Source organism: Pseudoalteromonas sp. R3, from assembly GCF_004014715.1.
In the GTDB taxonomy this organism is placed as follows: Bacteria; Pseudomonadota; Gammaproteobacteria; order Enterobacterales; family Alteromonadaceae; genus Pseudoalteromonas.
In genome coordinates, this window is the sequence record NZ_CP034835.1 from 14,267 (window position 1) to 40,271 (window position 26,005).

The 26,005-nt window shown below is 49.7% G+C and carries 21 protein-coding genes and 2 rRNA genes; 16 read left to right on the forward strand and 7 right to left on the reverse strand.

Features of this window, described 5'->3' with window-relative positions; all coding sequences use genetic code 11:
• Nucleotides 1-131: 131 nt before the first annotated feature.
• From ELR70_RS04960 to ELR70_RS04985, 6 genes are all read left to right on the forward strand, one after another.
• A complete protein-coding gene (locus ELR70_RS04960) occupies nt 132-2,033 on the forward strand; it encodes a transglycosylase SLT domain-containing protein (RefSeq protein WP_054016211.1) in 1,902 nt (633 codons plus the stop codon).
• A gap of 123 nt (nt 2,034-2,156) precedes the next feature.
• Entirely contained in the window at nt 2,157-3,482 is a 1,326-nt protein-coding gene (pepQ, locus tag ELR70_RS04965; protein WP_054016212.1) for a Xaa-Pro dipeptidase, read from the forward strand.
• Between the two features lie 72 nt (nt 3,483-3,554).
• Complete coding sequence (locus tag ELR70_RS04970) at nt 3,555-4,172, forward strand: YigZ family protein (protein WP_054016213.1); 618 nt, start codon at nt 3,555-3,557, stop codon at nt 4,170-4,172.
• Between the two features lie 76 nt (nt 4,173-4,248).
• Nucleotides 4,249-5,700, forward strand: coding sequence for a TrkH family potassium uptake protein (locus ELR70_RS04975; protein ID WP_046004757.1), 1,452 nt, complete (start codon nt 4,249-4,251; stop codon nt 5,698-5,700).
• A gap of 575 nt (nt 5,701-6,275) precedes the next feature.
• The gene (locus ELR70_RS04980) at nt 6,276-6,758 is read left to right on the forward strand and encodes a hypothetical protein (protein ID WP_054016214.1); all 483 of its coding nucleotides are present in this window, start codon (nt 6,276-6,278) and stop codon (nt 6,756-6,758) included.
• Nucleotides 6,759-6,849: 91 nt separating this feature from the next.
• The gene (locus ELR70_RS04985; protein WP_054016215.1) at nt 6,850-7,536 is read left to right on the forward strand and encodes a flagellar brake protein; all 687 of its coding nucleotides are present in this window, start codon (nt 6,850-6,852) and stop codon (nt 7,534-7,536) included.
• 40 nt (nt 7,537-7,576) lie between these two features.
• On the opposite strand, the gene trkA is transcribed toward ELR70_RS04985, so the two are convergent.
• The 4 genes from trkA to def are packed head-to-tail and all read right to left on the reverse strand — an operon-like array spanning nt 7,577 to nt 11,752.
• Nucleotides 7,577-8,953: a Trk system potassium transporter TrkA gene (gene trkA / locus ELR70_RS04990; protein WP_054016216.1), complete on the reverse strand. Its 1,377-nt coding sequence runs from the start codon at nt 8,951-8,953 to the stop codon at nt 7,577-7,579.
• A 17-nt stretch (nt 8,954-8,970) separates the two neighbouring features.
• On the reverse strand, nt 8,971-10,254 hold the full coding sequence (rsmB, locus tag ELR70_RS04995; protein WP_054016217.1) for a 16S rRNA (cytosine(967)-C(5))-methyltransferase RsmB: 1,284 nt from the start codon (nt 10,252-10,254) through the stop codon (nt 8,971-8,973).
• Nucleotides 10,254-11,198, reverse strand: a complete 945-nt coding sequence (gene fmt, locus ELR70_RS05000) for a methionyl-tRNA formyltransferase (RefSeq protein WP_054016218.1) — start codon at nt 11,196-11,198, stop codon at nt 10,254-10,256. Before fmt ends, rsmB begins: the two co-directional genes overlap by 1 nt.
• Nucleotides 11,199-11,242: 44 nt before the next feature.
• A complete protein-coding gene (gene def / locus ELR70_RS05005) occupies nt 11,243-11,752 on the reverse strand; it encodes a peptide deformylase (protein ID WP_010384826.1) in 510 nt (169 codons plus the stop codon).
• A 116-nt stretch (nt 11,753-11,868) separates the two neighbouring features.
• On the opposite strand from def, the gene ELR70_RS05010 reads away from it, so the two are divergent.
• The 6 genes from ELR70_RS05010 to hemF all read left to right on the forward strand — a co-directional run bounded on the left by ELR70_RS05010 (nt 11,869) and on the right by hemF (nt 16,833).
• A complete protein-coding gene (locus tag ELR70_RS05010; RefSeq protein ID WP_054016219.1) occupies nt 11,869-12,990 on the forward strand; it encodes a LysM peptidoglycan-binding domain-containing protein in 1,122 nt (373 codons plus the stop codon).
• A 70-nt stretch (nt 12,991-13,060) separates the two neighbouring features.
• Nucleotides 13,061-14,140, forward strand: coding sequence for a DNA-processing protein DprA (gene dprA, locus ELR70_RS05015; protein ID WP_054016220.1), 1,080 nt, complete (start codon nt 13,061-13,063; stop codon nt 14,138-14,140).
• A 2-nt stretch (nt 14,141-14,142) separates the two neighbouring features.
• Complete coding sequence (locus tag ELR70_RS05020) at nt 14,143-14,616, forward strand: DUF494 family protein (RefSeq protein ID WP_054016221.1); 474 nt, start codon at nt 14,143-14,145, stop codon at nt 14,614-14,616.
• Nucleotides 14,617-14,756: 140 nt separating this feature from the next.
• On the forward strand, nt 14,757-15,326 hold the full coding sequence (locus ELR70_RS05025) for a topoisomerase DNA-binding C4 zinc finger domain-containing protein (protein WP_054016222.1): 570 nt from the start codon (nt 14,757-14,759) through the stop codon (nt 15,324-15,326).
• The gene (locus ELR70_RS05030; protein WP_054016223.1) at nt 15,323-15,898 is read left to right on the forward strand and encodes a Sua5/YciO/YrdC/YwlC family protein; all 576 of its coding nucleotides are present in this window, start codon (nt 15,323-15,325) and stop codon (nt 15,896-15,898) included. Before ELR70_RS05025 ends, ELR70_RS05030 begins: the two co-directional genes overlap by 4 nt.
• Nucleotides 15,898-16,833: an oxygen-dependent coproporphyrinogen oxidase gene (gene hemF, locus ELR70_RS05035; RefSeq protein WP_054016224.1), complete on the forward strand. Its 936-nt coding sequence runs from the start codon at nt 15,898-15,900 to the stop codon at nt 16,831-16,833. The genes ELR70_RS05030 and hemF overlap by 1 nt, the downstream gene beginning before the upstream one ends.
• A gap of 55 nt (nt 16,834-16,888) precedes the next feature.
• Here hemF and ELR70_RS05040 read toward each other — a convergent pair whose 3' ends face one another.
• Both ELR70_RS05040 and ELR70_RS05045 read right to left on the reverse strand, forming a co-directional pair.
• Nucleotides 16,889-18,496: a methyl-accepting chemotaxis protein gene (locus tag ELR70_RS05040; RefSeq protein ID WP_054016225.1), complete on the reverse strand. Its 1,608-nt coding sequence runs from the start codon at nt 18,494-18,496 to the stop codon at nt 16,889-16,891.
• Nucleotides 18,497-18,599: 103 nt separating this feature from the next.
• Entirely contained in the window at nt 18,600-19,061 is a 462-nt protein-coding gene (locus tag ELR70_RS05045) for a group II truncated hemoglobin (RefSeq protein ID WP_054016226.1), read from the reverse strand.
• Nucleotides 19,062-19,090: 29 nt separating this feature from the next.
• On the opposite strand from ELR70_RS05045, the gene aroE reads away from it, so the two are divergent.
• Together aroE and ELR70_RS05055 are read left to right on the forward strand one after the other, a co-directional pair.
• Nucleotides 19,091-19,912, forward strand: coding sequence for a shikimate dehydrogenase (gene aroE / locus ELR70_RS05050; protein WP_054016227.1), 822 nt, complete (start codon nt 19,091-19,093; stop codon nt 19,910-19,912).
• Nucleotides 19,909-20,148, forward strand: a complete 240-nt coding sequence (locus ELR70_RS05055; protein ID WP_054016228.1) for a DUF1488 domain-containing protein — start codon at nt 19,909-19,911, stop codon at nt 20,146-20,148. The genes aroE and ELR70_RS05055 overlap by 4 nt, the downstream gene beginning before the upstream one ends.
• Here ELR70_RS05055 and ELR70_RS05060 read toward each other — a convergent pair.
• Nucleotides 20,134-20,682 carry a gamma carbonic anhydrase family protein gene (locus ELR70_RS05060; RefSeq protein WP_054016229.1) on the reverse strand — a complete coding sequence of 183 codons (549 nt, stop codon included), beginning with the start codon at nt 20,680-20,682 and terminating at the stop codon, nt 20,134-20,136. The genes ELR70_RS05055 and ELR70_RS05060 overlap by 15 nt on opposite strands.
• A 615-nt stretch (nt 20,683-21,297) precedes the next feature.
• On the opposite strand from ELR70_RS05060, the gene ELR70_RS05065 reads away from it, so the two are divergent.
• Both ELR70_RS05065 and ELR70_RS05070 read left to right on the forward strand, forming a co-directional pair.
• Nucleotides 21,298-22,830: ribosomal RNA gene (locus tag ELR70_RS05065) — 16S ribosomal RNA — on the forward strand.
• Nucleotides 22,831-23,099: 269 nt separating this feature from the next.
• A 23S ribosomal RNA gene (locus ELR70_RS05070) occupies nt 23,100-25,983 on the forward strand.
• The 16S and 23S rRNA genes sit together here, the layout of an rRNA operon.
• Nucleotides 25,984-26,005: the final 22 nt, after the last annotated feature.

Genomic DNA, 26,005 nt, shown 5'->3' on the forward strand with positions numbered 1-26,005 from the left:
CAGTGCGCACACAGTGCGCCCGGGCAGGGAACTCAGAGAAAGGAAGGTGTTTTGGAGTGGGCCTTATTTTCATGCATTTTAAACGCCCCAGAACATTGACTGCCAATCAAGAGAATGAAAGTTAAAGCACTATGAAATTATGGTTTAGTCGTATTGCTGCCACCTGTCTTGCGGTGTGCAGTGGTGCCTGGAGTCACCTGGGTCAGGCTGCCGACTCGCATCAGGCGTTTAAAGACGCAGAGCGGGTGGCCTGGAGTGGTAATTATCAGGCCTTTAAGCGCTCGCTTGGCGAGCTCGATCATCCGCTCAAGCCTTATGTCGAGGCGACTTTCTATAAGCGTCACCCCAAACTTAAATATCAGGACGAGATAGGGCGCTTTTTATCTGTGTACGATCACACGCCGCTGGACTGGATGGTGCGTAAGAGCTGGCTGGATTACCTTAAGCGGCGCAACAAAAAAGCCTTATTTATTGAGCACTATCAGGACACCAGTAATGCAGAGCTGAAATGTACCTATTTACAGTTTCAACTTGATCTGGGGGCGCCGGAAAAAGCCATTCTGGATCAGGTGGAGCCTTTATGGGTGGTTGGTAAATCACAGCCGAAAGCCTGCGACAAGTTGTTTAGTCAATGGCAAAAAGCCGGGTATCGGACACAAGAGCTGGTATGGCAAAGGATCACCCACGCAGCGCAGGGTGGCCAGTCCTCTTTGCTGAAGTATCTGAAAACCCTGCTGCCGCGCAATGAAGCCTACCTGGCGGATCTGTATCTTAAGGTGCGTCGCGATCCCAGCGCCTCAGCAGGCTTATACCGCTATAAGAAGCGTACCCCCAGAGAGGCTGAAATTGCCGTGTATGGTGTGCGCCGCTTGATCTGGCGCGATCCTAAGCTGGCACTGCGGGCCTGGGACAAATTGCAGGAGATGTTTACCTTTACTCAGGCGCAGCAGGACAGTGTAGCCTATCGCTTTGCCTTAGCACTGGCGTCTAAAGGGCACGATCAGGCGAAGTTCTGGTTGAATAAAGTTCCTAAGGAGATGCAGGATAAGAAGCTACGCCAGTGGCTGATGAGTAACATGCTCAAAGAACAGGACTGGGAAGGGATCGCGGTGTTGTTCACGGGTATGGATAACTTAAGTAACGGGCAAATATACTGGCTGGGCTACAGTTATGCCAAACGTAATCAGATGGAGAAGGCTCAGGCCTTGTGGCAGGAGATTGCCCCAAAACGTGATTACTATGGTTTTCTTGCCGCTGCAAGACTGGGCTTACCTGCGCAACTCAATGCCGAGCCACTCAATGTGCCACCCAGCATCGTTGCAAAAGTGTCGCAGGCGCCCGGATTTAAGCGGGCGAAAGCCCTTTATGAATTGGAGCGCTTTACCGCTGCGCGGCGTGAGTGGAACTATCTGACTAACACCTCAAGTACGGCGGAAAAGCTGGCAGCCTCGGTATTGGCTGCAGAGCTTGACTGGTACGACAGTACCATTTATACCCTGGCGCAGATAAAAGCCTGGAACTATGTCGACCTGCGATTCCCAATGGCGTTTGATGATTTGTTTGAACGCTACAGTGAGCGTAATGACGTGGATCTGGCTTGGAGTTTTGCGATCGCCCGCAGAGAAAGTTCATTCGCCCCGGATGCCCGCTCGCATGCCGATGCATATGGATTGATGCAACTCCTGCCCAGTACAGCTAAATATGTTGCTAAATCAAGGGTATCGACGCGTCAGCTGATGAGGCCTGCCACCAATATTCGCCTTGGTACGGATTACCTCGATTACCTTAAGGGTAAGAATAAGGGCAATGAGATCCTTGCTACGGCTTCTTACAATGCCGGTTTTCACCGGGTGAAGCGTTGGATCCCGCAACAGGCCATGCCAGCGGAATTATGGATCGAGTTGATCCCTTATCGGGAAACCCGTGATTACGTAAAAAACGTGATGGCGTATCGGCAGGTCTATCACACCAAGTTAGGGCGTGAGGGCAACATTCTGGCCGGGATCCTGGATATGCAGATCGGCGGTAAGTAGAAGGGCGGGTTTGTTGGTCTGTCTTGCGATAGCGGGGCTGACCGCGGGCTACTTTACTTCTTTAAACCGGTGGCGCTATGTTAGACTCAGTCACAAGCGAATTAAATAAAAATGGGTACACCAATGGAACAATTAGCAAACTTGTATGCCGAGCATATTGCAACGCTGCAACAGCGTACGAAGACCATTATTGAACGTGAGAACCTCGATGGACTCGTGATCCACTCAGGGCAAGCCAAGCGCCAGTTTCTGGATGATATGTATTATCCGTTCAAGGTGAACCCACAATTTAAAGCGTGGTTACCGGTCATCGATAATCCACACTGCTGGCTGGTGGTTAATGGCACAGATAAGCCTAAGCTGATCTTCTACCGTCCGGTGGATTTCTGGCACAAAGTACCGGATGAGCCAAGCGACTTCTGGGCTGACTATTTTGATATTCAGCTGCTGCTTCAGCCCGACCAGGTTGAACAATTCTTACCTTACGATAAAGCCAGCCTGGCGTATATTGGTGAGTATCTTGAGGTGGCACAGGCACTGGGCTTTACTCAGATGAACCCTGAGCCGGTGATGAACTATCTGCACTTTCACCGTGCCTACAAGACCAGTTATGAACTGACCTGTTTACGTGAAGCCAACCGCCTGGCTGTGCTGGGTCACAAGGCCGCGCGTGACGCTTTTTATGCCAAAGAGTCTGAGTATGGCATTCAGCAGGCGTACCTGCAGGCCACAGAACATATGGAAAACGACACGCCGTACGGCAACATTGTGGCACTGAACGAGAACTGTGCCATTTTGCATTACACCCATTTTGAGCGCCGCGCCCCGCAGCAGCATGTGTCGTTTTTGATCGATGCCGGTGCCAACTTTAATGGCTATGCATCGGATATTACTCGTACCTATGACTTTGCCCGTAAGGGCGAGTTTGCCGATCTGATCAAGGTCATGAACACCCACCAGATTGAACTGGGCCAGGCATTACAGCCAGGTAAACTGTATGGCGAGCTACACCTGGATTGCCACAAGCGCGTTGCGCAGGTGCTGATCGATTTCGATATTGTGCGTGGTTTGAGTGTAGAAGGGATCCTGGATCAGGGCATAACCTCGACCTTCTTCCCGCATGGCCTGGGCCACCACCTTGGCTTACAGGTTCACGATATGGGTGGCTTTATGGCAGATGAGTTGGGCACGCATCAGGCACCGCCGGAAGGGCATCCGTTCCTGCGCTGTACGCGTAAGATTGAAGCCAACCAGGTGTTCACGATTGAACCTGGTCTGTATTTTATTGATTCACTGCTGGGCGACCTGGCACAAACCGACAACAAACAGTATGTAAACTGGGACAAGGTTGACGCGTTTAAGCCGTATGGTGGCATTCGCATCGAGGACAATATTATTGTTCATGATGATCGTCTCGAAAATATGACTCGGGATCTGGCGCTGGACTAGGCTTTACTCTGCACCAAACTAAACTGTGTTAAACTGGGAGCCAAGTGCTCCCTGTCTTTTTGTTGAATACTCATGTCTGAATACGCCATTCCCAGTAGTCCCATTTCCCATCACGAAGAAATCAAGAAAAGCACCTTTATTGTGCATATTGCCCATACGCCTACAATTGCTGATGCCAAGGCATTTATTCGTGCTATTAACGAGCAGTATCCGGATGCGCGACATAATTGCTGGGCTCATATCGCGGGTGCACCGGGCGGCAGTCATGTATTGGGCTTTTCAGACGATGGGGAGCCCAATGGTACCGCAGGTAAGCCGATGCTGAATGTGCTACTTGGCTCCGGTCTGGGAGAGATCACCGCAGTAACAACTCGCTATTTTGGCGGGATTAAGCTGGGGACAGGCGGCTTGGTGAGAGCCTATGGCGGGACACTCAATAATGCTCTGGATACATTGCCAACACAAATCAAGATCCCGGCAAGTAAGCTGGTGGGTGAATCTGATTATGCATTGCAAGGAAGTATAGAGCAGCACCTCAGTAGCCAGTACACTGTGCTGAATATAGATAAACAGTACGGCGCGACGATCCGCTGGGAAATTGAACTAGACAGCCGGGAAGCTAAAACGGCCATGGCGTCGGTGTACGATCTCACTCACGGTGCCGTCTCGCTGACGATCAAACAGCCCTGAGCGGTGTTTCGCGGTTTACTAACCGAGTGATGTATTAGACAATCAGGTGTAATTACAATAACTCGCGAATCGCGCCATGCAATTTCGTACCATTATAAAGATACTCGGACAGCTCGTTGCGCTCTTTAGTCTGACTATGGTGCCTCCGGCTCTGGTGTCTTTGATCTACAAGGACGGCGGCGGTGTGCCGTTTGTTCTGGCATTTATCTTTAGTGTCCTGATTGGCCTGATGGCCTACTACCCGAACCGCAAAGAGCAGGGCGACCTGAAGGCCAGAGAGGGCTTTTTGATCGTGGTTTTGTTCTGGCTGGTACTGGGTGCCTTCGCGGCCGTGCCGCTGATCTTCTTAAGTGAGCCTAACCTGTCTTTTGCCGATGCCGTCTTCGAGGCGTTCTCCGGTCTGACAACCACAGGCGCGACGGTACTGACAGGTATCGAGTATTTACCTAAGTCGGTGCTTTTCTATCGTCAGCAACTACAGTGGCTCGGCGGTATGGGGATCATTGTACTGGCCGTTGCCGTACTGCCTATGCTCGGCGTAGGTGGCATGCAGCTGTACCGGGCTGAAACGCCAGGGCCGGTAAAGGACTCCAAGATGACGCCGCGCATTGCCGATACCGCCAAGCATTTATGGTATATCTATGTGACTTTGACACTGGCCTGTACGTTGGCGTATGCCTGGGCGGGTATGAGCTGGTTTGATGCTATTTGCCATGCCTTTGCGACCATCGCCATCGGTGGGTTCTCAACCTATGACGCCTCGATAGGTTACTTCGACAGTCCGATGATCAACGCCATTTGCGTGTTCTTCCTGCTTATTGCTGCGGCGAACTTCTCCTTGCATTATGCGGCCGTGGCGGGCCGAAATATCAAAGTTTATTTTAGGGACCCCGAGCTCAAAGTCTTTTTGTTTATTCAGCTGGCGCTGGTGGTGCTGTGTTTTGCTGTACTGTCGTCCAAGCAGGTATACAGCAATGGAGACGAGACTCTGGATCATGCTCTGTTTCAGGCGGTTTCTATCAGTACCACTGCGGGCTTTGCTACTGACAGCTTTGCTGCCTGGCCTTTGTTCCTGCCAATTTTGTTGATTTTTTCCAGTTTTATTGGTGGTTGTGCAGGCTCTACGGGCGGAGGTATGAAAGTAGTGCGGGTATTTTTACTCTATCTGCAGGGGATCCGAGAGCTTAACCGCCTGGTTCATCCGCGTGCTATCTATTCTATTAAGCTGGGCCGTAAAGCGTTACCTGATAAAGTCGTAGAAGCGGTATGGGGATTCTTTTCAGCTTATGCGCTGGTATTTGTGATCATCATGATTGCGCTATTGGGCACTGGTCTGGATAACATTACTGCTTTCTCTGCCACTGCGGCCTGTCTGAATAACCTGGGCCCGGGCTTGGGTGATGTAGCCGCACATTACGGCGATATTCCCGATTCTGCAAAATGGATCCTGACCATCGCCATGGTCTTTGGACGCCTGGAAATCTTCACCTTGCTGGTCCTGTTTACCCCCACGTTCTGGCGTGGGTGAGGTCAGACCGATATGCCAGTGGCATATCGCAGCTGGCCGAACGCGAGACCTTGGACGGTCGAGCCGAAATACACCGCCACGGATGGCTTTCTGCACCAATCTAAATTAGCTGGCCGAACGCGAGGCCGGGGGCGCCGAGCCGTGGATGGCCGAGCCGGAATACACCGCCATGGATGGCTTTCTGCACTAATCTCAGTTGGATGGTCGAGCCACAATACACCGCCGTGGAAGACTTGGAGTTTCTACTACCACTTGCACATATCCCAAGTTGACTTCTTTCTGAAGGCCCTGATAAAGGTATATTTGTGAATTAAACGCACTTTTTATATTTTTCAATCTAACTTTTAAAAAGTAAGAATCAACTAAAATCAGTGGTTTACGTCTTGGTGTGTAAATTTTTTCCTTTCTTTGGTTAATTGCGGTTAAAAAAATATATAAAAAAGTGCAAAAAATGCATTTTTTCATTAGCGCTGATGTCATATTTGTATCGTCAGGGTTAAATCCCCTACTTTTATAGTCTACCCACACAGGATGGTGGGTGTTGCCAGATAACAAAACTATGAGGAATGGCCGAGATGTTTGCCATGTCACATCAAAATAAATATAAAGCAATACAAGCAGGGATAGTCAGCCAGGTAAACCTGTGCGACGGCGCCAGTGACTTAACTGACTGTGTGGCTCAGCTAAATCAGTATATGAGTGGAGCTGGATGTCTACAGTATGATAACGGCATTCCGTCTGCTCACGGCAACGTGCCACTGTTGCGTTATGATGGTGTCGAAGTCAGCGAGTGTGTGATTGGTATCATCTCCGAGAATGCCTTGTGGCAAACGCGCACTTTGCCACCTTTGGTTATGAAGAACCAAACTGGTCGTCTGACATGCAATGGGCATGAACAAACGCTTGGGATTACCTTTATCACGAAGCGCAATGCCGAACCTATGTTGTTTTTCACAGAGCACTATGAGCAGCATCTGGCGTTAAGTACGTTGGAAGCGCAAAGCCGTATGATGACGCTTAGAGATGCTGCTGTATTATTAAAGGGATACCTGCAATAAGATTAAATCAGCTCCTTTATTGGGTACTTACCGTTATCTAAAAGGGATTTTGCTGCTACACTATGGGCAGAGTCGTTAGTAGGGTTACAAGATGTTAAGGCGTAAAACGCAACGGAGCAGGAAGCACTTATCGCAGATCCCGGCAGGCAGTTTGATTGATATTGAAATTGTGATGCCAGCTAGTCGCAAACGCGTCCGTACAGAGTTTATCGGGGTGCTTGAAGACCAGTATATTATTTTAAATTATCCCAACCCTAAGCGACTCGGCGCGGCGGCAGATTATGTGAAGACGGGGACGGAAATCATCGTCCGGGCCCTGCCAGAAGACAGCGATGGTCAGATCATTGCTTTCAAAGAGAACATTAAAGCCATTAGTAATCACCCCGCGCGGCTTATTTTTCTTTTCTACCCTCATGAAGTACAAACTTATCAACTGCGTGCCCAAACCCGCGTACCAGCACTTATACCTGCCATATTACAGTTATCAGACTACAATGAAGTGGGTGTGATCAAAGACATTTCTCTGTCGGGTATGATGTTCGATATTCAAAAAGAGCATTTACCCGATGACCTGGAATCAGAAAACTGTGAAGTGCTGATTGAAGGTAAAGATGACAATGCATCGGCGATTAAAGGCAAAGTGTGTCGTATTATCGAAAGTGCAGAGGGTAACGTGTCTTTAGGGATCCAGGTAGTGGGCCCGGACACGACTATTAAAGCGGTGCTAAAAGACTATCTGATCGATCTGTCTATTTTATCTGATGAAGGGGAGAGCTAGCTGATCGGTGCAAAGCCTGACCAGCTAGATAGTTAAGCGGTCACACAAACAGTGCACTGACCTGGAAGAGCTTTTCAACCACACCTATTTGCTTTTTGTCGATCAGGAACATGATGACATGGTCACCCGACAAGATAATGGTGTCATCGTGGGCGATCAGTACTTCGTCGTCACGAACTATGGCGCCAATGGTGGTGCCTGCTGGCAACTTGATGTCTCGAATCGCACGGCCGACCACTTTAGAGGTGTTTTCGTCACCATGGGCAACAGCTTCAATGGCTTCAGCAGCGCCCTTACGAAGTGAGTAAACGTTTACTATATCACCACGTCTGACATGCGTAAGCAAGGCTGAGATAGTCGCCTGCTGAGGTGAGATAGCAATGTCGATTTCTCCCCCCTGCACCAGGTCAACATAAGCGCCTCGCTGGATGAGGACCATGGTTTTCTGCGCACCCATACGTTTGGCGAGCATGGCAGCCATGATGTTGGCTTCATCGTCATTGGTTACCGCAATAAAGACATCGACCTGCTCGATATGCTCTTCGGATAATAACTCCTGATCAGAGGCATCACCACAGAATACCACCGTGTTGTCGAGCATTTCAGACAGAGAAGAGGCCCTGTCAAGATTGCGCTCAATCAGCTTCACGCTGTGGTTTTTCTCCAATGATCTCGCCAATCCTGCGCCGATATTACCTCCACCGGCAATCATAATTTTTCGATATGAACGTTCGAGTTTCTGCAGCTCATTCATAACTGCACGAATGTGTTTGGTTGCCGCGATAAAGAATACCTCATCATCGGCCTCTATCACTGTGGTACCCAAAGGTTTGATGGCTTTACCCTGGCGATAAATTGCTGCCACCCGGGTATCAACATTGGGAATATGCTCTTTCAGCGCAGACAGAGCATAGCCAACCAGCAGACCACCATAATAGGCTTTAACGGCGACCAGCGATAACATGCCATCAGCAAACTGTAGCACCTGCAATGCACCTGGGTAATCGATCAGGCGACGAATGTAACGAGTGACCAATTGTTCCGGTGCGATATAGTGATCGACTGGCAGGTCATCATTATGGAACAGCTTCTCCCTATACTTCAGGTATTGCTCAGAACGGATCCGAGCAATCTTAGTTGGCGTATTAAAAATACTATAGGCCACCTGACAGGCAATCATATTGACTTCGTCCGAGCTGGTCACCGCAATAACCATATCGGCATCTTCGGCACCGGCCTGCCTGAGTACATCCGGATGTGCACTGTGTCCGGTCACGCCTTGCAGGTCGTACTTATCCTGCAATTCCCGCAGTCGTTCGCCGTCAATGTCTACCACGGTGATTTCGTTCTGTTCGCCGACCAAGTTTTCGGCCAGTGTGCCGCCGACTTGCCCGGCGCCTAAGATGATGATTTTCATAAGCTAGTCTAGCGCTATTATTGTTTTTTCAGCCGTGCGTAATAAAAGCCATCGGTATGGCCTGGTAGCAGTTGCAAGCCAGGTTTTTCCGGCGTGTCTTGATCATGCAAAGGTTTAAGCTGAGCATCCTGAGTACGTGTTAAAAATGCGGTAACTTGCTCTGTATTTTCCTGAGGCAGCACGGAGCAGGTTGCATACACTAACGTACCACCTGGTTTCAGCAGTGGCCAGATGCTATCTAAAATACTGGCCTGTAGCGCCGCCAGCTCTTCTATATCGGTGGCACGACGCAACCATTTGATGTCCGGGTGGCGGCGGATCACACCAGTTGCCGAGCAGGGCACATCCAGCAAAATACGGTCAAACTGCTTGCCCTGCCACCAGTTATCCGGATTTGCAGCATCGGCTTCAAGGCATTGGGCGCTGAGATGCAGACGTTTAAGGTTTTCGTCGACGCGTTTGAGACGTTCACCGTCGGCATCCAAAGCAATCACATTGGCATCGGCCAGTTCCAGAATATGGCAGGTTTTACCACCGGGGGCGGCACAGGCATCCAGAATATGCTCGCCATCCTGTGGGTCCAGTAAGCGAGCTGCCATTTGTGCTGCGGCATCCTGCACTGAGCTGGCACCCTGAGCAAAGTCTGGTAACTGCTGCACATCTACAGGCTTGGTCAGCAAAATGCCATCCACAAAGTCCGCATCCAAAGTATGTGCAATGCCTTCGGCATCGAGGCGCGCGGCATAGTCTGTGGTGCTCGACTGGCGTTGGTTAACGCGTAACCACATAGGTGCTTGCTGCTGGTTGGCTGTTAAAATCTCTTCCCAATGTTCAGGGTAAGCTGCCTGTAGCTTTTTGATAAACCAGCCCGGATGGTTGTATTTGCATACAGGGATGGCATTGGCACTGGCTTCTAACGTTTCCTGGGCACGCTGGAAGTTACGCAATACCGCGTTTATCAGTCCTTTCAGACCTGGTGCTTGCAGCTTATTGGCCGCATTGACGGTTTCGGCGACGGCTGCGTGAGAGGGAACCCGCATATGTTGTAGCTGGTAAATACCGACATACAATAAAAACTGAAACACCCGATTCTTGCCCTTAAGTGGTTGCTCAAGTAGTTGCTGGCAATAATGCTCCAGGCTGGGCAAATATCGCAAAACACCATAGCAAATCTGTTGTAGCAGGGCGCGGTCTTTTACCGGCAACTGACGGCTGGCATAGGGCAGTTGGGTTGTCAGAGACTGACCTTTATCAACAACCTGAAACAGCGTTTGCGCGGCGAGCGCGCGTACGTTGGCCATCAGGCACCCACCTGACTACCAGGGGTTACCCAGTCGCTGCGACCATTCAGGAAATCCTGCGCTGACATGGGCTTTTTACCTTGAGGCTGAAGCTGCGTGATAGTCAGTGCTTGCTCACCACAAGCAATGGTGATACCGGTTTTATCGGCACTGAGTACCTGACCGGGCGTGCCTTGCTGCGATACAACCGTTGCCTGCCAAACCTTAACCGTTTGTCCCTGCATCTGAGTGTAGCAGACAGGCCAGGGATTGAAGGCGCGGATGTTACGCTCAATTTGTGTTGCGTCCATTGCCCAGTCTATATTGGCTTCTTCTTTAGACAGCTTTTTAGCGTAATTGGCCAGCGCATCATCCTGCGGCTCGGCACTCAGCTTGTCTTCGGCTAGCTTGTCCAGTGTCTCTACTAATGCACCTGGTCCCAGTTCGGCCAGCTTGTTATACAGGCTGGCACTGGTTTCATTCTCGTCAATCGGGCAGGTAGCAATGTGCAGCATGTCGCCGGTATCCAGACCTTCATCCATTTGCATAATGGTGACGCCTGTCTCTTTGTCGCCAGCCCAGATAGCACGTTGGATTGGTGCAGCACCACGCCAGCGTGGCAGAATTGAACCATGTACATTCAGGCAGCCAAGTCGTGGTGTATCCAAAATGGCTTTGGGTAACAGCAGGCCATAAGCCACTACCACCATGACATCGGCATTCAGCGCAGCAAGCTCAGCCTGTGCGTCGTCAGACTTGAGTGATTGTGGTTGATAGACGGGCAGATTGTGTTCCAGCGCCAGAGTTTTTACTTCGCTGGCTTTGAGTTTTTTGCCGCGACCGGCTGGGCGGTCAGGCTGGCTGTACACAGCGACAACGTCATGGTGTGATGCGATTAGCGCTGCCAAATGCTTGGCAGCAAAATCCGGGGTGCCCGCAAAGACAATACGCAGAGATTTGCTCACTTGAGGTTCCAGTTAGGTAGTAATTGTAGTCGGAAACGGCACGCTTACGCGCGCGCCGCCAGTTTGGCTTCTTTTTCGATTTTTTTACGGATCCGCTGACGTTTCAGCGGCGACAAGTAATCGATGAATAACTTGCCTTGCAGGTGATCCAGTTCGTGCTGAACACAAACAGCTAACAAGCCATCTGCGTCAAACTCATAGCTTTCGCCATGTTCATTAAGGGCTTTAACCGTCACGGTTTCAGCGCGGTCTACTTTGGCATAGGAATAAGGCACAGATAAGCAGCCTTCTTCGCTGATAGTAGAGCCATCTTTGGCAATGATCTCTGGGTTGATCAGCACGCGAGGTTCATCGCGTTCTTCTGACACGTCGATCACTACAATACGTTGATGGATGTCTACCTGCGTAGCAGCAAGGCCAATACCATTTTCTTCATACATAGTTTCCAGCATGTCCGCGACAATCTGGCGGATCTCGTCATTTACTTCAGCAACCGGTTTCGCAACCGTACGCAAACGCTCATCAGGAAAACTTAGTACTGCTAACTTAGCCATAGATACCTTTTACACTTGAATTAAATGGGGTAATGTATGCTCTTATTTTAGCCATTCACGTTCCCCTTTAACAGGTTTTGGTGGATAATATCGAAAAATAACTCAAGGAAGCCTGCATGAAATCTCATATTGCCGCCCTTTTGCTGGCAACGAGTGCTGTTTTTCCTGCCCTAGCACAAACGCTGGCGGTTAAAACCAGTGCGCCTGAGCGTTATGTTGTTAAAAAAGGGGATACCCTGTGGGATATTTCTAGCCTGTATCTGAACAGTCCCTGGAAGTGGCCTGCATTATGGCAGTGGAATCCCCAGATCAACAACCCGCATTTGATTTATCCTGGTGACGTTTTATCGCTACATTACGACAGCGAGGGTAACCCGCGTCTGAGTGTGGCAAAAGGGGTGCGTCGGCTATCCCCTCAGGCCAGAGTGATAAGCGATAAAAATCAGGCTATTCCCACTCTTCCTTTGGCGGTTATGGAGCCCTTTATGCGCTTTGAGCAGGCGTTGGGGGAATCAGACTTTGACCAATTGCCTATGGTTTTGGGGTCTAATTTCAACTACAAAATGAACATTGAAGGTCATCTTTTGTATGTTAAAGGGGATCTGCCTCGTGGCGGTAATTATGGTATTTACCGTAAGGGAGATGCCTATCGGGATCCTGATAATGGCGCGATATTGGCGTACGAGTCGATTTTGGTCGGGACCGGCCGGGTGGTCAGAACTGGCAATATTGAAGCCGGTGAGCCAAGTACCGTTAAGATTGAGTCGGTCCGTCGCGAAGTGAAGCCCAGTGATGTACTGATGCCTATCTCCAGTGGACAAACTTATTCAGCAAATTTCAAAATGACACAACCTGTGCAGGCTATTTCGGGCAATATCATAGCTAGCAGTAACAAACTACGTGAGTTCAGTACCATGGCTGTTGTGGTTATCGACTTAGGTCGTAAAGACGACTTGCAAGAGGGGAACGTACTTGCAATCCATCGTCAGTCACCTACAGTGATTGAAAAGGAGACTGGCCCCAGTTATATCGAAGATGCCAGCAGCCTGGATAAAGTTATCACCGAAGTCAGTGAATGGTTTGGCGAAGATAATGATGAAGATAGCGTCGTTTGGCACATGCCTAAGGAAAAGGTTGGCGAGCTAATGCTGTTCAAAGTGTATGACAACATCAGTTATGCCATGGTCACAAAAACACGTCAGCCCGTGCGAGTGGGAGACTCTGTTAGCAGTCGCTAAGGTCCCTCTCTTGTCCGGGGAAAGCTTAATAAATTAAGCTTCAGTACTACGACAAGCTCAGGGAGGGAGCATGACACCATTGGATTTACGACACAGCCTGGCACTGAGGATATGTCCTGGGCTGGGTAGCAACACGCTGGAGCGGGCTGTCCAACATATCATGCCCGCCGAGCTCTTTACTGTGTCACCACGCAGATTACGCGAAGTCGGGTTGCCTCAGGATGCAATCCAATACCTGCAAGCGCCAGACTGGCATTTTATCGATACTCTGATTCAGCAATGTATAGAACAGCATATCCAGTTGGTCGGCTACTTTGATGCCGCCTACCCCCCATTATTAAAACAGATCAGTAGTGCACCGTTGATGCTCTTTTGCAAAGGGCGGTTGTCTTTATTATCTCAGCCGCAGATTGCCATTGTGGGCAGTCGTAATGCTACTGCTACCGGGCTGGATATAGCCAGAGAGTTTGGTCGCGCGCTCAGTGATGTGGGTATGGCTGTGACTTCCGGGCTCGCCAGGGGCGTCGATGGCGCGGCGCACCAGGGCGCACTGAGTCAGGGAGGGGCGACTTTGGCTGTGCTTGGTACCGGAGTCGACGTGGTGTATCCGCGCCGACACAACCGGCTATATCAACAGGTAGCGGAGCAGGGGCTATTAGTCAGCGAATTTCTCCCCGGCAGCCAGCCCAAGGCAGAGCACTTTCCTCGTCGTAACCGAATTATTTCCGGGCTGTCATTAGGGGTACTGGTTGTAGAAGCCGAAATAAAGAGTGGTTCTTTAATCACAGCGCGATATGCGCTGGAGCAAAACAAAGAAGTATTTGCGGTGCCCGGATCGATCCGCAACCCCTTATCTCAGGGGTGTCATCATTTATTGAAAGACGGCGCAAAATTAACGGAGCGAGTCGAGGATATTCTCGAAGAGGTAAGATTTTTCTCCGAAAACGGTCTATATATAGTAGAAAGTGACAAAAAACAGGAGCACTGCCCCGTATTGCAAAATCTCGGCTTTGAGGTAACCAGTGTAGATACCTTATCGCAGAGGACCCAGTGGCCAGTAGAGAAGGTGCTTGCCAGACTGCTGGACCTTGAGCTTGAAGACAAAGTAGAACGCGTATTAGACGGCTACATCAAATTAGCGAGGGGTTAATTATGTTTGATATCCTTATGTATTTATTCGAAAACTATATTCACAGCGAAGCGGATATCTTCGTCGAGCAAAATGAACTGACAGATGAACTGGTCGGGGCCGGTTTTAATCAAGACGAGATTTATAAAGCACTGGACTGGCTGGAGCAACTAGCCGATTTACAGCAGTCAGATGAAATTCCCTATTTAAATGCGCGTCCGGACAGTGCGATCCGGATCTACACTGAGCAAGAATGTGCCATGCTGGACATTGAGTGCCGGGGCTTTTTAATGTTTGTTGAGCAAATTGGGGTGATAGACAGCACCACCCGTGAAATGGTCATAGACCGCCTATGTGCACTCGATAAACCGGCCATCTGTCTGGACGATTTAAAATGGGTGATCCTGATGGTACTGTTTAATGTGCCTGGTAAAGAACATGCCTATGCCCAGATGGAAGACCTGATCTTCGAAGAACCCACAGGTCCGTTGCATTAATCCCCTTACATTTATTGAGGATCACAGCTTCGTTAGGTCAGGCGTATAGCCTGACTGGCGCTTCTTTGTTCCTTATATCACTTTCCCTTGATACTATTATGGGCGCAAAACCATTGGGGTGAAGTGGACGGGGACTTGTTATGAGTAAAATAGATCATTCATTGTTTAATGCAGACCAGCATGCCCTGGAGCGGGAGTACGAAGTATGCCCCAAGTGTGGCTCTGAACTGGTGATCAAACACAGTAAGTCGGGCCCTTTCCTTGGTTGTGCCAGTTACCCCGCGTGCGATTATATTCGCGCCATCGCCCATCATGATAACCATGATATCAAGGTGCTCGAAGACAGTGCCTGCCCTTTGTGTAGCGAGCCGCTGGTAGTGCGTAATGGTCGCTACGGGATGTTTATCGGGTGCACAGGTTATCCTCAGTGCCACTATATTGCCCACGATGAAGAGCCAGAAGAAGCACCGGGCCCGTCCTGCCCCAAATGCCATAAAGGCACCTTACATAAACGCAAGAACAAGTACGGCAAGTTTTTTTATGCCTGTGATACATACCCGCAGTGCAAGTACAGTGTGAATCATCCGCCGATTGCACACCCTTGTGAGGCGTGCGGCTGGCCCGTCATGGTGCAAAAACACCGGGCTGGAAAAGCTGTGCTACAATGCCCGCAGAAAGTTTGTCAGCATACAATTGAGGAGCCTCAGTGAGCGAACAAGACACGCAACGCCAGTTACCCCAAAATGCCGTCGAAGCATTACAACAAGGGGGGCTTATCTGTTACCCGACCGAAGCCATTTTTGGTCTGGGCTGTGATCCCGATAACGAACAAGCCGTCCATGCGCTGCTGGCACTGAAAGACCGCCCAGTAGAAAAAGGACTGATCCTGATCGCCGACAATTTTGCCCAGTGTTTGCCGTACGTCGATGACAGTAAAATCCCGCAGGATAAACGTGCAGAGATATTTTCTTCCTGGCCCGGCCCGGTGACCTGGTTGTTACCAGTAAAAGCGAACGCACCTGTGTGGGTGACGGGCGGCAACCCGAGCATTGCAATTCGCGTGACCGATCACCCTGTAGTGAAAGAGTTGTGTCAGGCATTTGGCAAACCGATTGTTTCTACGAGTGCCAACTTCAGTGGTGAAGAGCCGGCTAAGACCTTGGCTGAAGCTCAGGCTGCATTTGGTGATCGGGTGACATTTTATCAGGCGGGTGAGTTGGGTAAACAAACTAGCCCAAGTCAGATCCGTGATGCCTTAAGTGGCAAAATCATAAGGAGTTAATGACTTTGAGTCAGGTGAACCTAGAATCTGTTAAAGCCTTCTTGCTTGCCCTGCAGGACGAAATTTGTCAGGGACTGGAACAAGCGGACGGCAGTGGCAAGTTTATTGAAGACGCATGGCAGCGTGAAGAAGGCGGTGGTGGTCGTACACGTGTAATGCGCGACGGCGCGGTGATAGAGCAGGGGGGAGTGAACTTCTCCCACGTCTATGGCGCGTCAATGCCAGCTTCGGCCACAGCCCATCGACCTGAACTGGCAGGGCGTAGCTTTCACGCCTGTGGTGTATCTTTGGTGATCCACCCCAAAAATCCGCATATTCCCACAAGTCACGCGAACGTGCGTTTTTTCATCGCAGAGAAAGAAGGCGAAGCACCTATCTGGTGGTTCGGTGGCGGATTCGATTTGACTCCATTCTATCCGGTGCTTGAGGATGTCAAGCACTGGCACACTGTTGCCAAAGAGGTATGTGACCCATTTGGAGAGCAGGTCTATGATGACTATAAAAAATGGTGTGACGATTACTTCTATCTCAAGCACCGCAAAGAAACCCGGGGTGTGGGAGGTTTGTTCTTTGACGATCTGAACCAGTGGGGTTTTGACACCAGCTTTGCCTTTATGCAAGCGGTAGGCAAAGGCTTCCTGGATGCCTATGTGCCAATCATGGAAAAGCGTAAAGACACGCCGTTCAGTGAAGCGCAGCGTCAGTTCCAGTTATATCGTCGTGGCCGATATGTGGAGTTTAACCTGGTCTGGGACCGTGGCACTTTATTTGGCCTGCAAACGGGTGGACGGACAGAGTCTATTCTGATGTCGATGCCACCGCTGGCACGCTGGGAATATGATTTTACGCCAGCCGATGACGCGCCTGAGGCTTTGTTGTACAAGCACTTTTTGCGCCCAAGAGACTGGCTGGCGATGTCTACGCTAGATGACTAGCTCGATCACGTAATAAAAAAGGCGCCGGTGGCGCCTTTTTTGTATCAGGGTAGTGTTACTCCAATCGAAAACTACGTACCTGCTCATCTAAAGAGCGGGCAAGCTCCAGCAGGTTTTCACTGATCTGTTTGCTGCCATGGGCGTCAATTAAGGACTGTTCCGCATTGTCACGGATGGCCACCACACTTTGATTGATCTCCTCTGCGGCCAGATTCTGCTGCTCCGTTGCATCGGCAATTTGCACATTCAATGCGTTGATCTCATGCATCTGATTTGAAATGTCCTTGAGTGCTTGTGCCACCTGCTTCACCTGCATGGCGCGATCATCCGCTTCCTCACAAGACGCGCTCATGGCACTCACGGTTTGTGCTGCTTCGTTTTGCAGTTTGTCTATAGTGCGTTTGATTTCGTCGGTTGAATCATGCGTTCGGGTGGCCAGGGTACGCACTTCGTCAGCAACCACAGCAAACCCGCGGCCTGCCTCTCCGGCTCGTGCCGCTTCGATGGCGGCATTCAGTGCCAGTAAGTTTGTTTGTTCGGCAATGCTGCTGATCACTTCTAAGACTTTTCCTACTTCCAGTGTCTGGGTCTGTAGCTGACTGACCTGATCGGCTGCCTGACGTACATCGCGTGCCAGCTGATTGATGCTCTGCTCTGTGCGCTCAGCGACAGCCATACTCTGTTCAGCCAGATGGTTACTGCTGTCAGACTTTTCAGAGGCAAAATGAGTGGTGTTCTTTACCTCACTGGATGAGCTTTCTAATTCGTTGATAGCGGCAGCGACTGAATCCGTGCCTTGCTTTTGCTCCTGAATAGCCTGCTCAGTGGTGTCGGCGGCGTTGTAGATTTGCTCGGCAGATTGGATCAAGACATGCGACGAGGCTGACACCTGGGCGATGTTTTCCTTGAATGAGGCCATCATTTTATTAAAGTTAATGGCCAGCCGGCCCAGTTCATCATCTATGGTATCGTCGATACGCAATGACAGGTCCTTGTTCTGGGTTGCCAGGCGCATTGTGCGACCCAGCGTTTTCAGGCGCACAATAAAGAGCTTGCGAAAGATAACACCCAAAATGACAAACGTCGTGGCAAAAATACCCGTCAGTAAGCCTGTGCTCAGCCAGGTGTTGCTGTGTACGGTGTCGTCAATGTCCTCAAGTGAGTAACTGATCCGTACCGCGCCAAGCACATCGCCTTCTTGCGCCTGATGACACCCTAAGCAGTTAGTCCCTTTGTAGTTTTCTCTTGCAACCATGGGCTTGAGGTAAGTCATGATGCGTTTGCCGTCACGATGTTCAATTACAAGGGTTTCTTCACCTTGCAATGCAGCTCGCTCTACGTCACTAGTGGGTTGCTGATTGGGATTACCCATGCCATACAACTTGTTGATTTTATCGCCCCGAATGATATGTGCATCTTCAATATTGTCATGATTGCGCATCTTATCGCTGAGGATCTCACGGTTTGCCATGGTGCCGGTAAGCATCATGGTGTTGATAGAATCGAAGTAATTGTCTGCCAATAAGCGAATATTGGTCTCGACGGTCTCTTCGGCCAGTTGTTTTTGTTGGCTTGAGTTACTTAAAATACTGGCGATCAGCACCAGTACGCCTGTAATGGCAAGCAACGCATAAATTTTATGTTGAATGGATTTCACACGCATCGCACCTAAAAAAAGCAGAGCCGCTATTATGCGTGTTTAGTAACCAGGGCAGTTTGACTTAGCGCAAAAAATTATTGCGCTAATTTAATATAAAATTAATACTTTAGTCGTGATTTATCATGTGTGTGGCTAATTGAGCCAGCGATTTACGCAACCCTTCTCGTAACAAAGGGTTGTCTACTTCCTGATCAAGGGCTTTGTCCATACAGTACATCCACTGATCACGTAGGTCTTTATTTATCGTAAATGGCATATGGCGCATTCTGAGTCTGGGATGACCATATTGCTCTGCAAATAAGTCCGGGCCACCGAGCCAGCCAGATAGAAACTCGAAAAATACCTGCCGGATGCGATCCAATGGTAACGGGTGCATATCGTATAAAGGCTTAGCGTAAGGGTCGCTTTCCATAATGTCATAGAAACGGTTGGCGAGCGCTCGAGTGCCAGCTTCGCCACCGATGATCTCGTAAGGCGTTTTCTCGGGCGTCGGAGCCTGGTGTGTTTCATCTGAGGATGGATTGTCACTTGCATCTTGATTAAAGATGCGTTTAATTAACTGCTTCATATAACATCACTATATCGTTAGGCCGTTCAATGGATAAATACGCGGTTTTTGGAAACCCGATTAAGCATTCTAAATCTCCTGCCATTCATACGCAATTTGCGGGTCAGTTTAATTCGGTCATTGAGTACCGGGCCGTTCTGGCTGAATTATCTGAATTCGAATCGACGGTAATGGAATTCTTTGCCCAAGGTGGCCTGGGTGCCAATGTCACCTTACCCTTTAAAGAGCGTGCGTATCAAATGGCTGGCCATTTGACGGATCGCGCCAGGTTAGCCGGTGCGGTCAATACGTTGATGCTTCAGCCAGATGGTTCAGTACTGGGTGACAATACAGATGGAGCTGGCTTAGTTGCAGATTTACTGCGTCATACAGAAACCTTATCAGGCGCCAGAATACTGCTGATTGGCGCGGGCGGTGCTGCGCGTGGTTGTGTATATCCACTTTTGCAGGCTGGGGCGGCCACTGTGGTGGTTGCCAATCGTACCGCAGAAAAGGCACTGCAACTTGCTCATTTGTTTGCTGAATATGGCGAAGTTCAGGGCGTTGCACTAAATGACATTCCAGATAGGGCTTATGATTTGGTGATTAACTCAACATCATCGAGTGTCACAGGGCAGGTGCCAGACATTGATCCTCTGCACGTCAGCAACTGCGAACTGGCGTATGACATGTTTTATAGCGATCAGCAAACAGCCTTTTTGGCTTGGGTCGCTGAGTATAATGCGAAAGCGCACTGTGTGGATGGTATGGGCATGCTGGTAGGACAAGCCGCTGAAGCGTTTGCATTGTGGCGAGGTCAAATGCCTGAGGTTGTCCCGGTACTCAATGCAATGAAAGAGGGTAGGCTATGAATCAGCAGATCCTGATTAATGATGATATTCACTACAATGACACGCGCAAGTGCCTGATATTCACAGCGATGGTATCGGGGGTGCTGGTTTCTTGCGTGATTGCGACTACGCTTCCAAAAGAGCAGGCGCTCACACATTTTAAAGCACACCAGTTTGATTATGAAATGCAGGCCGAACAGCAAATAGAAGAAGAGGCGTACTCGGCCCAGGGGGAAATTGAATTAGTCCAGCTCTGAAAGGTAATCATCCTTTAGCTCGACATAGTTCTGCGCCGATGTTTTTAAAAAGGCGATTTCCTGCTCGTTAAGTGGCCGAGCCTGCTTAACTGGGCTGCCAACATACAGGTAGCCCGACTCCAGGCGTTTATTGGGTGGGACCAATGCACCACCACCTATGATCACGTCGTCCTCTACTACGACATTATCCATGACAATTGCACCCATACCTACCAAAATGCGATTGCCCAGCTGGCAGCCATGTAACATCACTTTGTGGCCAACGGTCACATCATCTCCAATGATCAAGGGGTAACCATCCGGGTTTGAAGCGCTGGAACGAGTAAGATGTAACACGCTGCCATCCTGAACGTTAGTGCGTTTGCCAATCTTTATATAGTTAACGTCTCCTCGCGCTGCGACCAAAGGCCAGACACTACTGTCTTCTCCTACTTCTATATCGCCAACCAGAACGGCGCTTTCATCCACATACACGCCGGCGGCTAATTTTGGGGTTTTGCCTTTATAACTTCTGCCTTTGTACTCATTTGTCATTTTAGTATCCCTTTATTACCTGCTGTGACTGCTATTCTCGGTACTGAGTTCAGTGTAGAGCTTTACTCTATAGATCTCCAGCCCCGTAAAAAGCGCAACATTGCATGTTTCACATGCATTTTTGCGCCTTTTGGTATGATTTTCATTCGAACACACCGTTTTTCTCACTTTTCTTCAAAAAAGGGGTTGCGCTGGGTTTCGATTTCCCTATAATGCGCATCCACCGACACGGGGCACAACGCTGAAAAGCAACGAGCCAAGTGAAGGGAAAGCCAAACGGAAAGCTTAATTAAGAAAAATTAAATTTTCTAGTTGACTTTAAAAGTGAAGCGGTTAATATGGCGCTCCACTTCGCAGCAAGGCTGCGGTAACTAATTAAGGTTAGTTATACTGTTCTTTAAAAATATGAAGCAATCATCTGTGTGGGCACTCGTACAGATTGAGTTCTAACAGCGAATTTCAGTTTACTGAATGACGCACAAAAATTTAGAGTCTCAACTGAACTGAGTGACTAACATAGTCAATTCGTTTTGATTTTACTTTTTTGAAAAGTAGAAGCAGACAAAATCAGAATTCATTGAGCACGTTTGAAGTTTACTTCAAACAAAAAACTTTTAATTGAAGAGTTTGATCATGGCTCAGATTGAACGCTGGCGGCAGGCCTAACACATGCAAGTCGAGCGGTAACATTTCTAGCTTGCTAGAAGATGACGAGCGGCGGACGGGTGAGTAATGCTTGGGAACATGCCTTTAGGTGGGGGACAACCATTGGAAACGATGGCTAATACCGCATAATGTCTACGGACCAAAGGGGGCTTCGGCTCTCGCCTTTAGATTGGCCCAAGTGGGATTAGCTAGTTGGTGAGGTAACGGCTCACCAAGGCGACGATCCCTAGCTGGTTTGAGAGGATGATCAGCCACACTGGAACTGAGACACGGTCCAGACTCCTACGGGAGGCAGCAGTGGGGAATATTGCACAATGGGCGCAAGCCTGATGCAGCCATGCCGCGTGTGTGAAGAAGGCCTTCGGGTTGTAAAGCACTTTCAGTCAGGAGGAAAGGTTAGTAGTTAATACCTGCTAGCTGTGACGTTACTGACAGAAGAAGCACCGGCTAACTCCGTGCCAGCAGCCGCGGTAATACGGAGGGTGCGAGCGTTAATCGGAATTACTGGGCGTAAAGCGTACGCAGGCGGTTGATTAAGCGAGATGTGAAAGCCCCGGGCTTAACCTGGGAACTGCATTTCGAACTGGTCAACTAGAGTGTGATAGAGGGTGGTAGAATTTCAGGTGTAGCGGTGAAATGCGTAGAGATCTGAAGGAATACCGATGGCGAAGGCAGCCACCTGGGTCAACACTGACGCTCATGTACGAAAGCGTGGGGAGCAAACAGGATTAGATACCCTGGTAGTCCACGCCGTAAACGATGTCTACTAGGAGCTGGGGTCTTCGGACAACTTTTCCAAAGCTAACGCATTAAGTAGACCGCCTGGGGAGTACGGCCGCAAGGTTAAAACTCAAATGAATTGACGGGGGCCCGCACAAGCGGTGGAGCATGTGGTTTAATTCGATGCAACGCGAAGAACCTTACCTACACTTGACATACAGAGAACTTACCAGAGATGGTTTGGTGCCTTCGGGAACTCTGATACAGGTGCTGCATGGCTGTCGTCAGCTCGTGTTGTGAGATGTTGGGTTAAGTCCCGCAACGAGCGCAACCCTTATCCTTAGTTGCCAGCGATTCGGTCGGGAACTCTAAGGAGACTGCCGGTGATAAACCGGAGGAAGGTGGGGACGACGTCAAGTCATCATGGCCCTTACGTGTAGGGCTACACACGTGCTACAATGGCATATACAGAGTGCTGCGAACTAGCGATAGTAAGCGAATCACTTAAAGTATGTCGTAGTCCGGATTGGAGTCTGCAACTCGACTCCATGAAGTCGGAATCGCTAGTAATCGCGGATCAGAATGCCGCGGTGAATACGTTCCCGGGCCTTGTACACACCGCCCGTCACACCATGGGAGTGGGTTGCTCCAGAAGTGGATAGCTTAACCTTCGGGAGGGCGTTCACCACGGAGTGATTCATGACTGGGGTGAAGTCGTAACAAGGTAGCCCTAGGGGAACCTGGGGCTGGATCACCTCCTTATCGACTTAGAACTGATTTGTTCGAAGTGTCCACACAGATGATTGTTGCTTGGTGAGTTTACTTGCTGAGTGATATTGCTCTTTAAAAATTTGGAAAGCTGATATTAAATTCTCGGAATGACAATGAAAATTGTTGTTCTATAGAGTTTTCGAAAGAAAAATGCCGATAAATTCGCAAGAATTTATTAGCGTCTACTTTAGTATTACTTAACTTCTGGCGAAGTTAAAACTGTCTTTAGCAGTACAATTCAAAACTATTTTGGGTTGTATGGTTAAGTGACTAAGCGTACACGGTGGATGCCTTGGCAGTTGGAGGCGATGAAGGACGTACTAACTTGCGATAAGCCTAGTCAAGCCAGTAAGAGGCGCTTGAGACTAGGATTTCCGAATGGGGAAACCCGGCCCTTTGGGTCATCATGCAGTGAATACATAGCTGTATGAGGCGAACGCGGAGAACTGAAACATCTAAGTACCCGTAGGAAAAGAAATCAACCGAGATTCCGAAAGTAGCGGCGAGCGAAATCGGATTAGCCCTTAAGCTTTAATGTAGTTAGTGGAACATTCTGGAAAGTATGACGATACAGGGTGACAGTCCCGTACACGACAACTTATTTAAAGTGAAATCGAGTAGGTCGGAGCACGTGAAACTTTGACTGAATATGGGGGGACCATCCTCCAAGGCTAAATACTCCCAACTGACCGATAGTGAACCAGTACCGTGAGGGAAAGGCGAAAAGAACCCCTGTGAGGGGAGTGAAATAGAACCTGAAACCGTGTACGTACAAGCAGTAGGAGCATACTTGTTATGTGACTGCGTACCTTTTGTATAATGGGTCAGCGACTTATATTCTGTAGCAAGGTTAACCATTTAGGGGAGCCGTAGCGAAAGCGAGTCTTAACTGGGCGCTTAAGTTGCAGGGTATAGACCCGAAACCCGGTGATCTAGCCATGGGCAGGTTGAAGGTCAGGTAACACTGACTGGAGGACCGAACCCACTAACGTTGAAAAGTTAGGGGATGACCTGTGGCTAGGAGTGAAAGGCTAATCAAACCGGGAGATAGCTGGTTCTCCCCGAAATCTATTTAGGTAGAGCCTCGGACGAATACTTACGGGGGTAGAGCACTGTTAAGGCTAGGGGGTCATCCCGACTTACCAACCCTTTGCAAACTCCGAATACCGTAAAGTACTATCCGGGAGACACACGGTGGGTGCTAACGTCCATCGTGGAGAGGGAAACAACCCAGACCGTCAGCTAAGGTCCCAAAGTGTATGTTAAGTGGGAAACGATGTGGGAAGGCTAAAACAGCTAGGAGGTTGGCTTAGAAGCAGCCATCCTTTAAAGAAAGCGTAATAGCTCACTAGTCGAGTCGGCCTGCGCGGAAGATGTAACGGGGCTAAACATACCACCGAAGCTACGGCTGCGAACTTAGTTCGCGGGGTAGGGGAGCGTTCTGTAAGTGGCTGAAGGTGTGCCGGGAGGCATGCTGGACATATCAGAAGTGCGAATGCTGACATGAGTAACGATAATGCGGGTGAAAAACCCGCACGCCGGAAGACCAAGGGTTCCTATCCCATGTTAATCAGGGTAGGGTGAGTCGACCCCTAAGGCGAGGCTGAAGAGCGTAGTCGATGGGAAACGGGTTAATATTCCCGTACTTGGTATAAATGCGATGGGGGGACGGAGCAGGCTAGGCAAGCATGGCGTTGGTTGTCCATGTGAAAGGCTGTAGGCTGGTGACTTAGGAAAATCCGGGTCGCTAAGGCTGAGAGTCGAGACGAGCCACTACGGTGGTGAAGTTGTTGATGCCCTACTTCCAGGAAAAGCCTCTAAGCTTCAGTTTATATCGAATCGTACCCTAAACCGACACAGGTGGTCAGGTAGAGAATACTAAGGCGCTTGAGAGAACTCGGGTGAAGGAACTAGGCAAAATTGTACCGTAACTTCGGGAGAAGGTACGCTCTTGTTTGTGAAGGACTTGCTCCGTAAGCAGACGAGAGCCGCAGTGACCAGGTGGCTGGGACTGTTTATTAAAAACACAGCACTGTGCAAAATCGTAAGATGACGTATACGGTGTGACACCTGCCCGGTGCCGGAAGGTTAATTGATGGGGTTAGTCTTCGGACGAAGCTCTTGATCGAAGCCCCGGTAAACGGCGGCCGTAACTATAACGGTCCTAAGGTAGCGAAATTCCTTGTCGGGTAAGTTCCGACCTGCACGAATGGTGTAACCATGGCCACGCTGTCTCCACCCGAGACTCAGTGAAATTGAAATCGCAGTGAAGATGCTGTGTACCCGCGGCTAGACGGAAAGACCCCGTGAACCTTTACTACAGCTTGGCACTGAACATTGACCCTACATGTGTAGGATAGGTGGGAGGCTTTGAAGCACAGACGCTAGTTTGTGTGGAGCCGACCTTGAAATACCACCCTTGTAGTGTTGATGTTCTAACTTAGGCCCCTAATCGGGGTTGAGGACAGTGCCTGGTGGGTAGTTTGACTGGGGCGGTCTCCTCCCAAAGAGTAACGGAGGAGCACGAAGGTTGGCTAAGTACGGTCGGACATCGTACGGTTAGTGTAATGGTAGAAGCCAGCTTAACTGCGAGACAGACACGTCGAGCAGGTACGAAAGTAGGTCATAGTGATCCGGTGGTTCTGAATGGAAGGGCCATCGCTCAACGGATAAAAGGTACTCCGGGGATAACAGGCTGATACCGCCCAAGAGTTCATATCGACGGCGGTGTTTGGCACCTCGATGTCGGCTCATCACATCCTGGGGCTGAAGTCGGTCCCAAGGGTATGGCTGTTCGCCATTTAAAGTGGTACGCGAGCTGGGTTTAGAACGTCGTGAGACAGTTCGGTCCCTATCTGCCGTGGGCGTTTGAGAATTGAGAGGGGCTGCTCCTAGTACGAGAGGACCGGAGTGGACGAACCGCTGGTGTTCGGGTTGTCATGCCAATGGCATTGCCCGGTAGCTACGTTCGGAATCGATAACCGCTGAAAGCATCTAAGCGGGAAGCGAGCCTCGAGATGAGTTCTCACTTTAACTTAGAGTTAACTAAAGGGCCGTTGAAGACTACAACGTTGATAGGCGAGATGTGGAAGTGGTGTGAGCCATTGAGCTAACTCGTACTAATTACCCGTGAGGCTTAACCATACAACGCCAAAGTGGTTTTGTT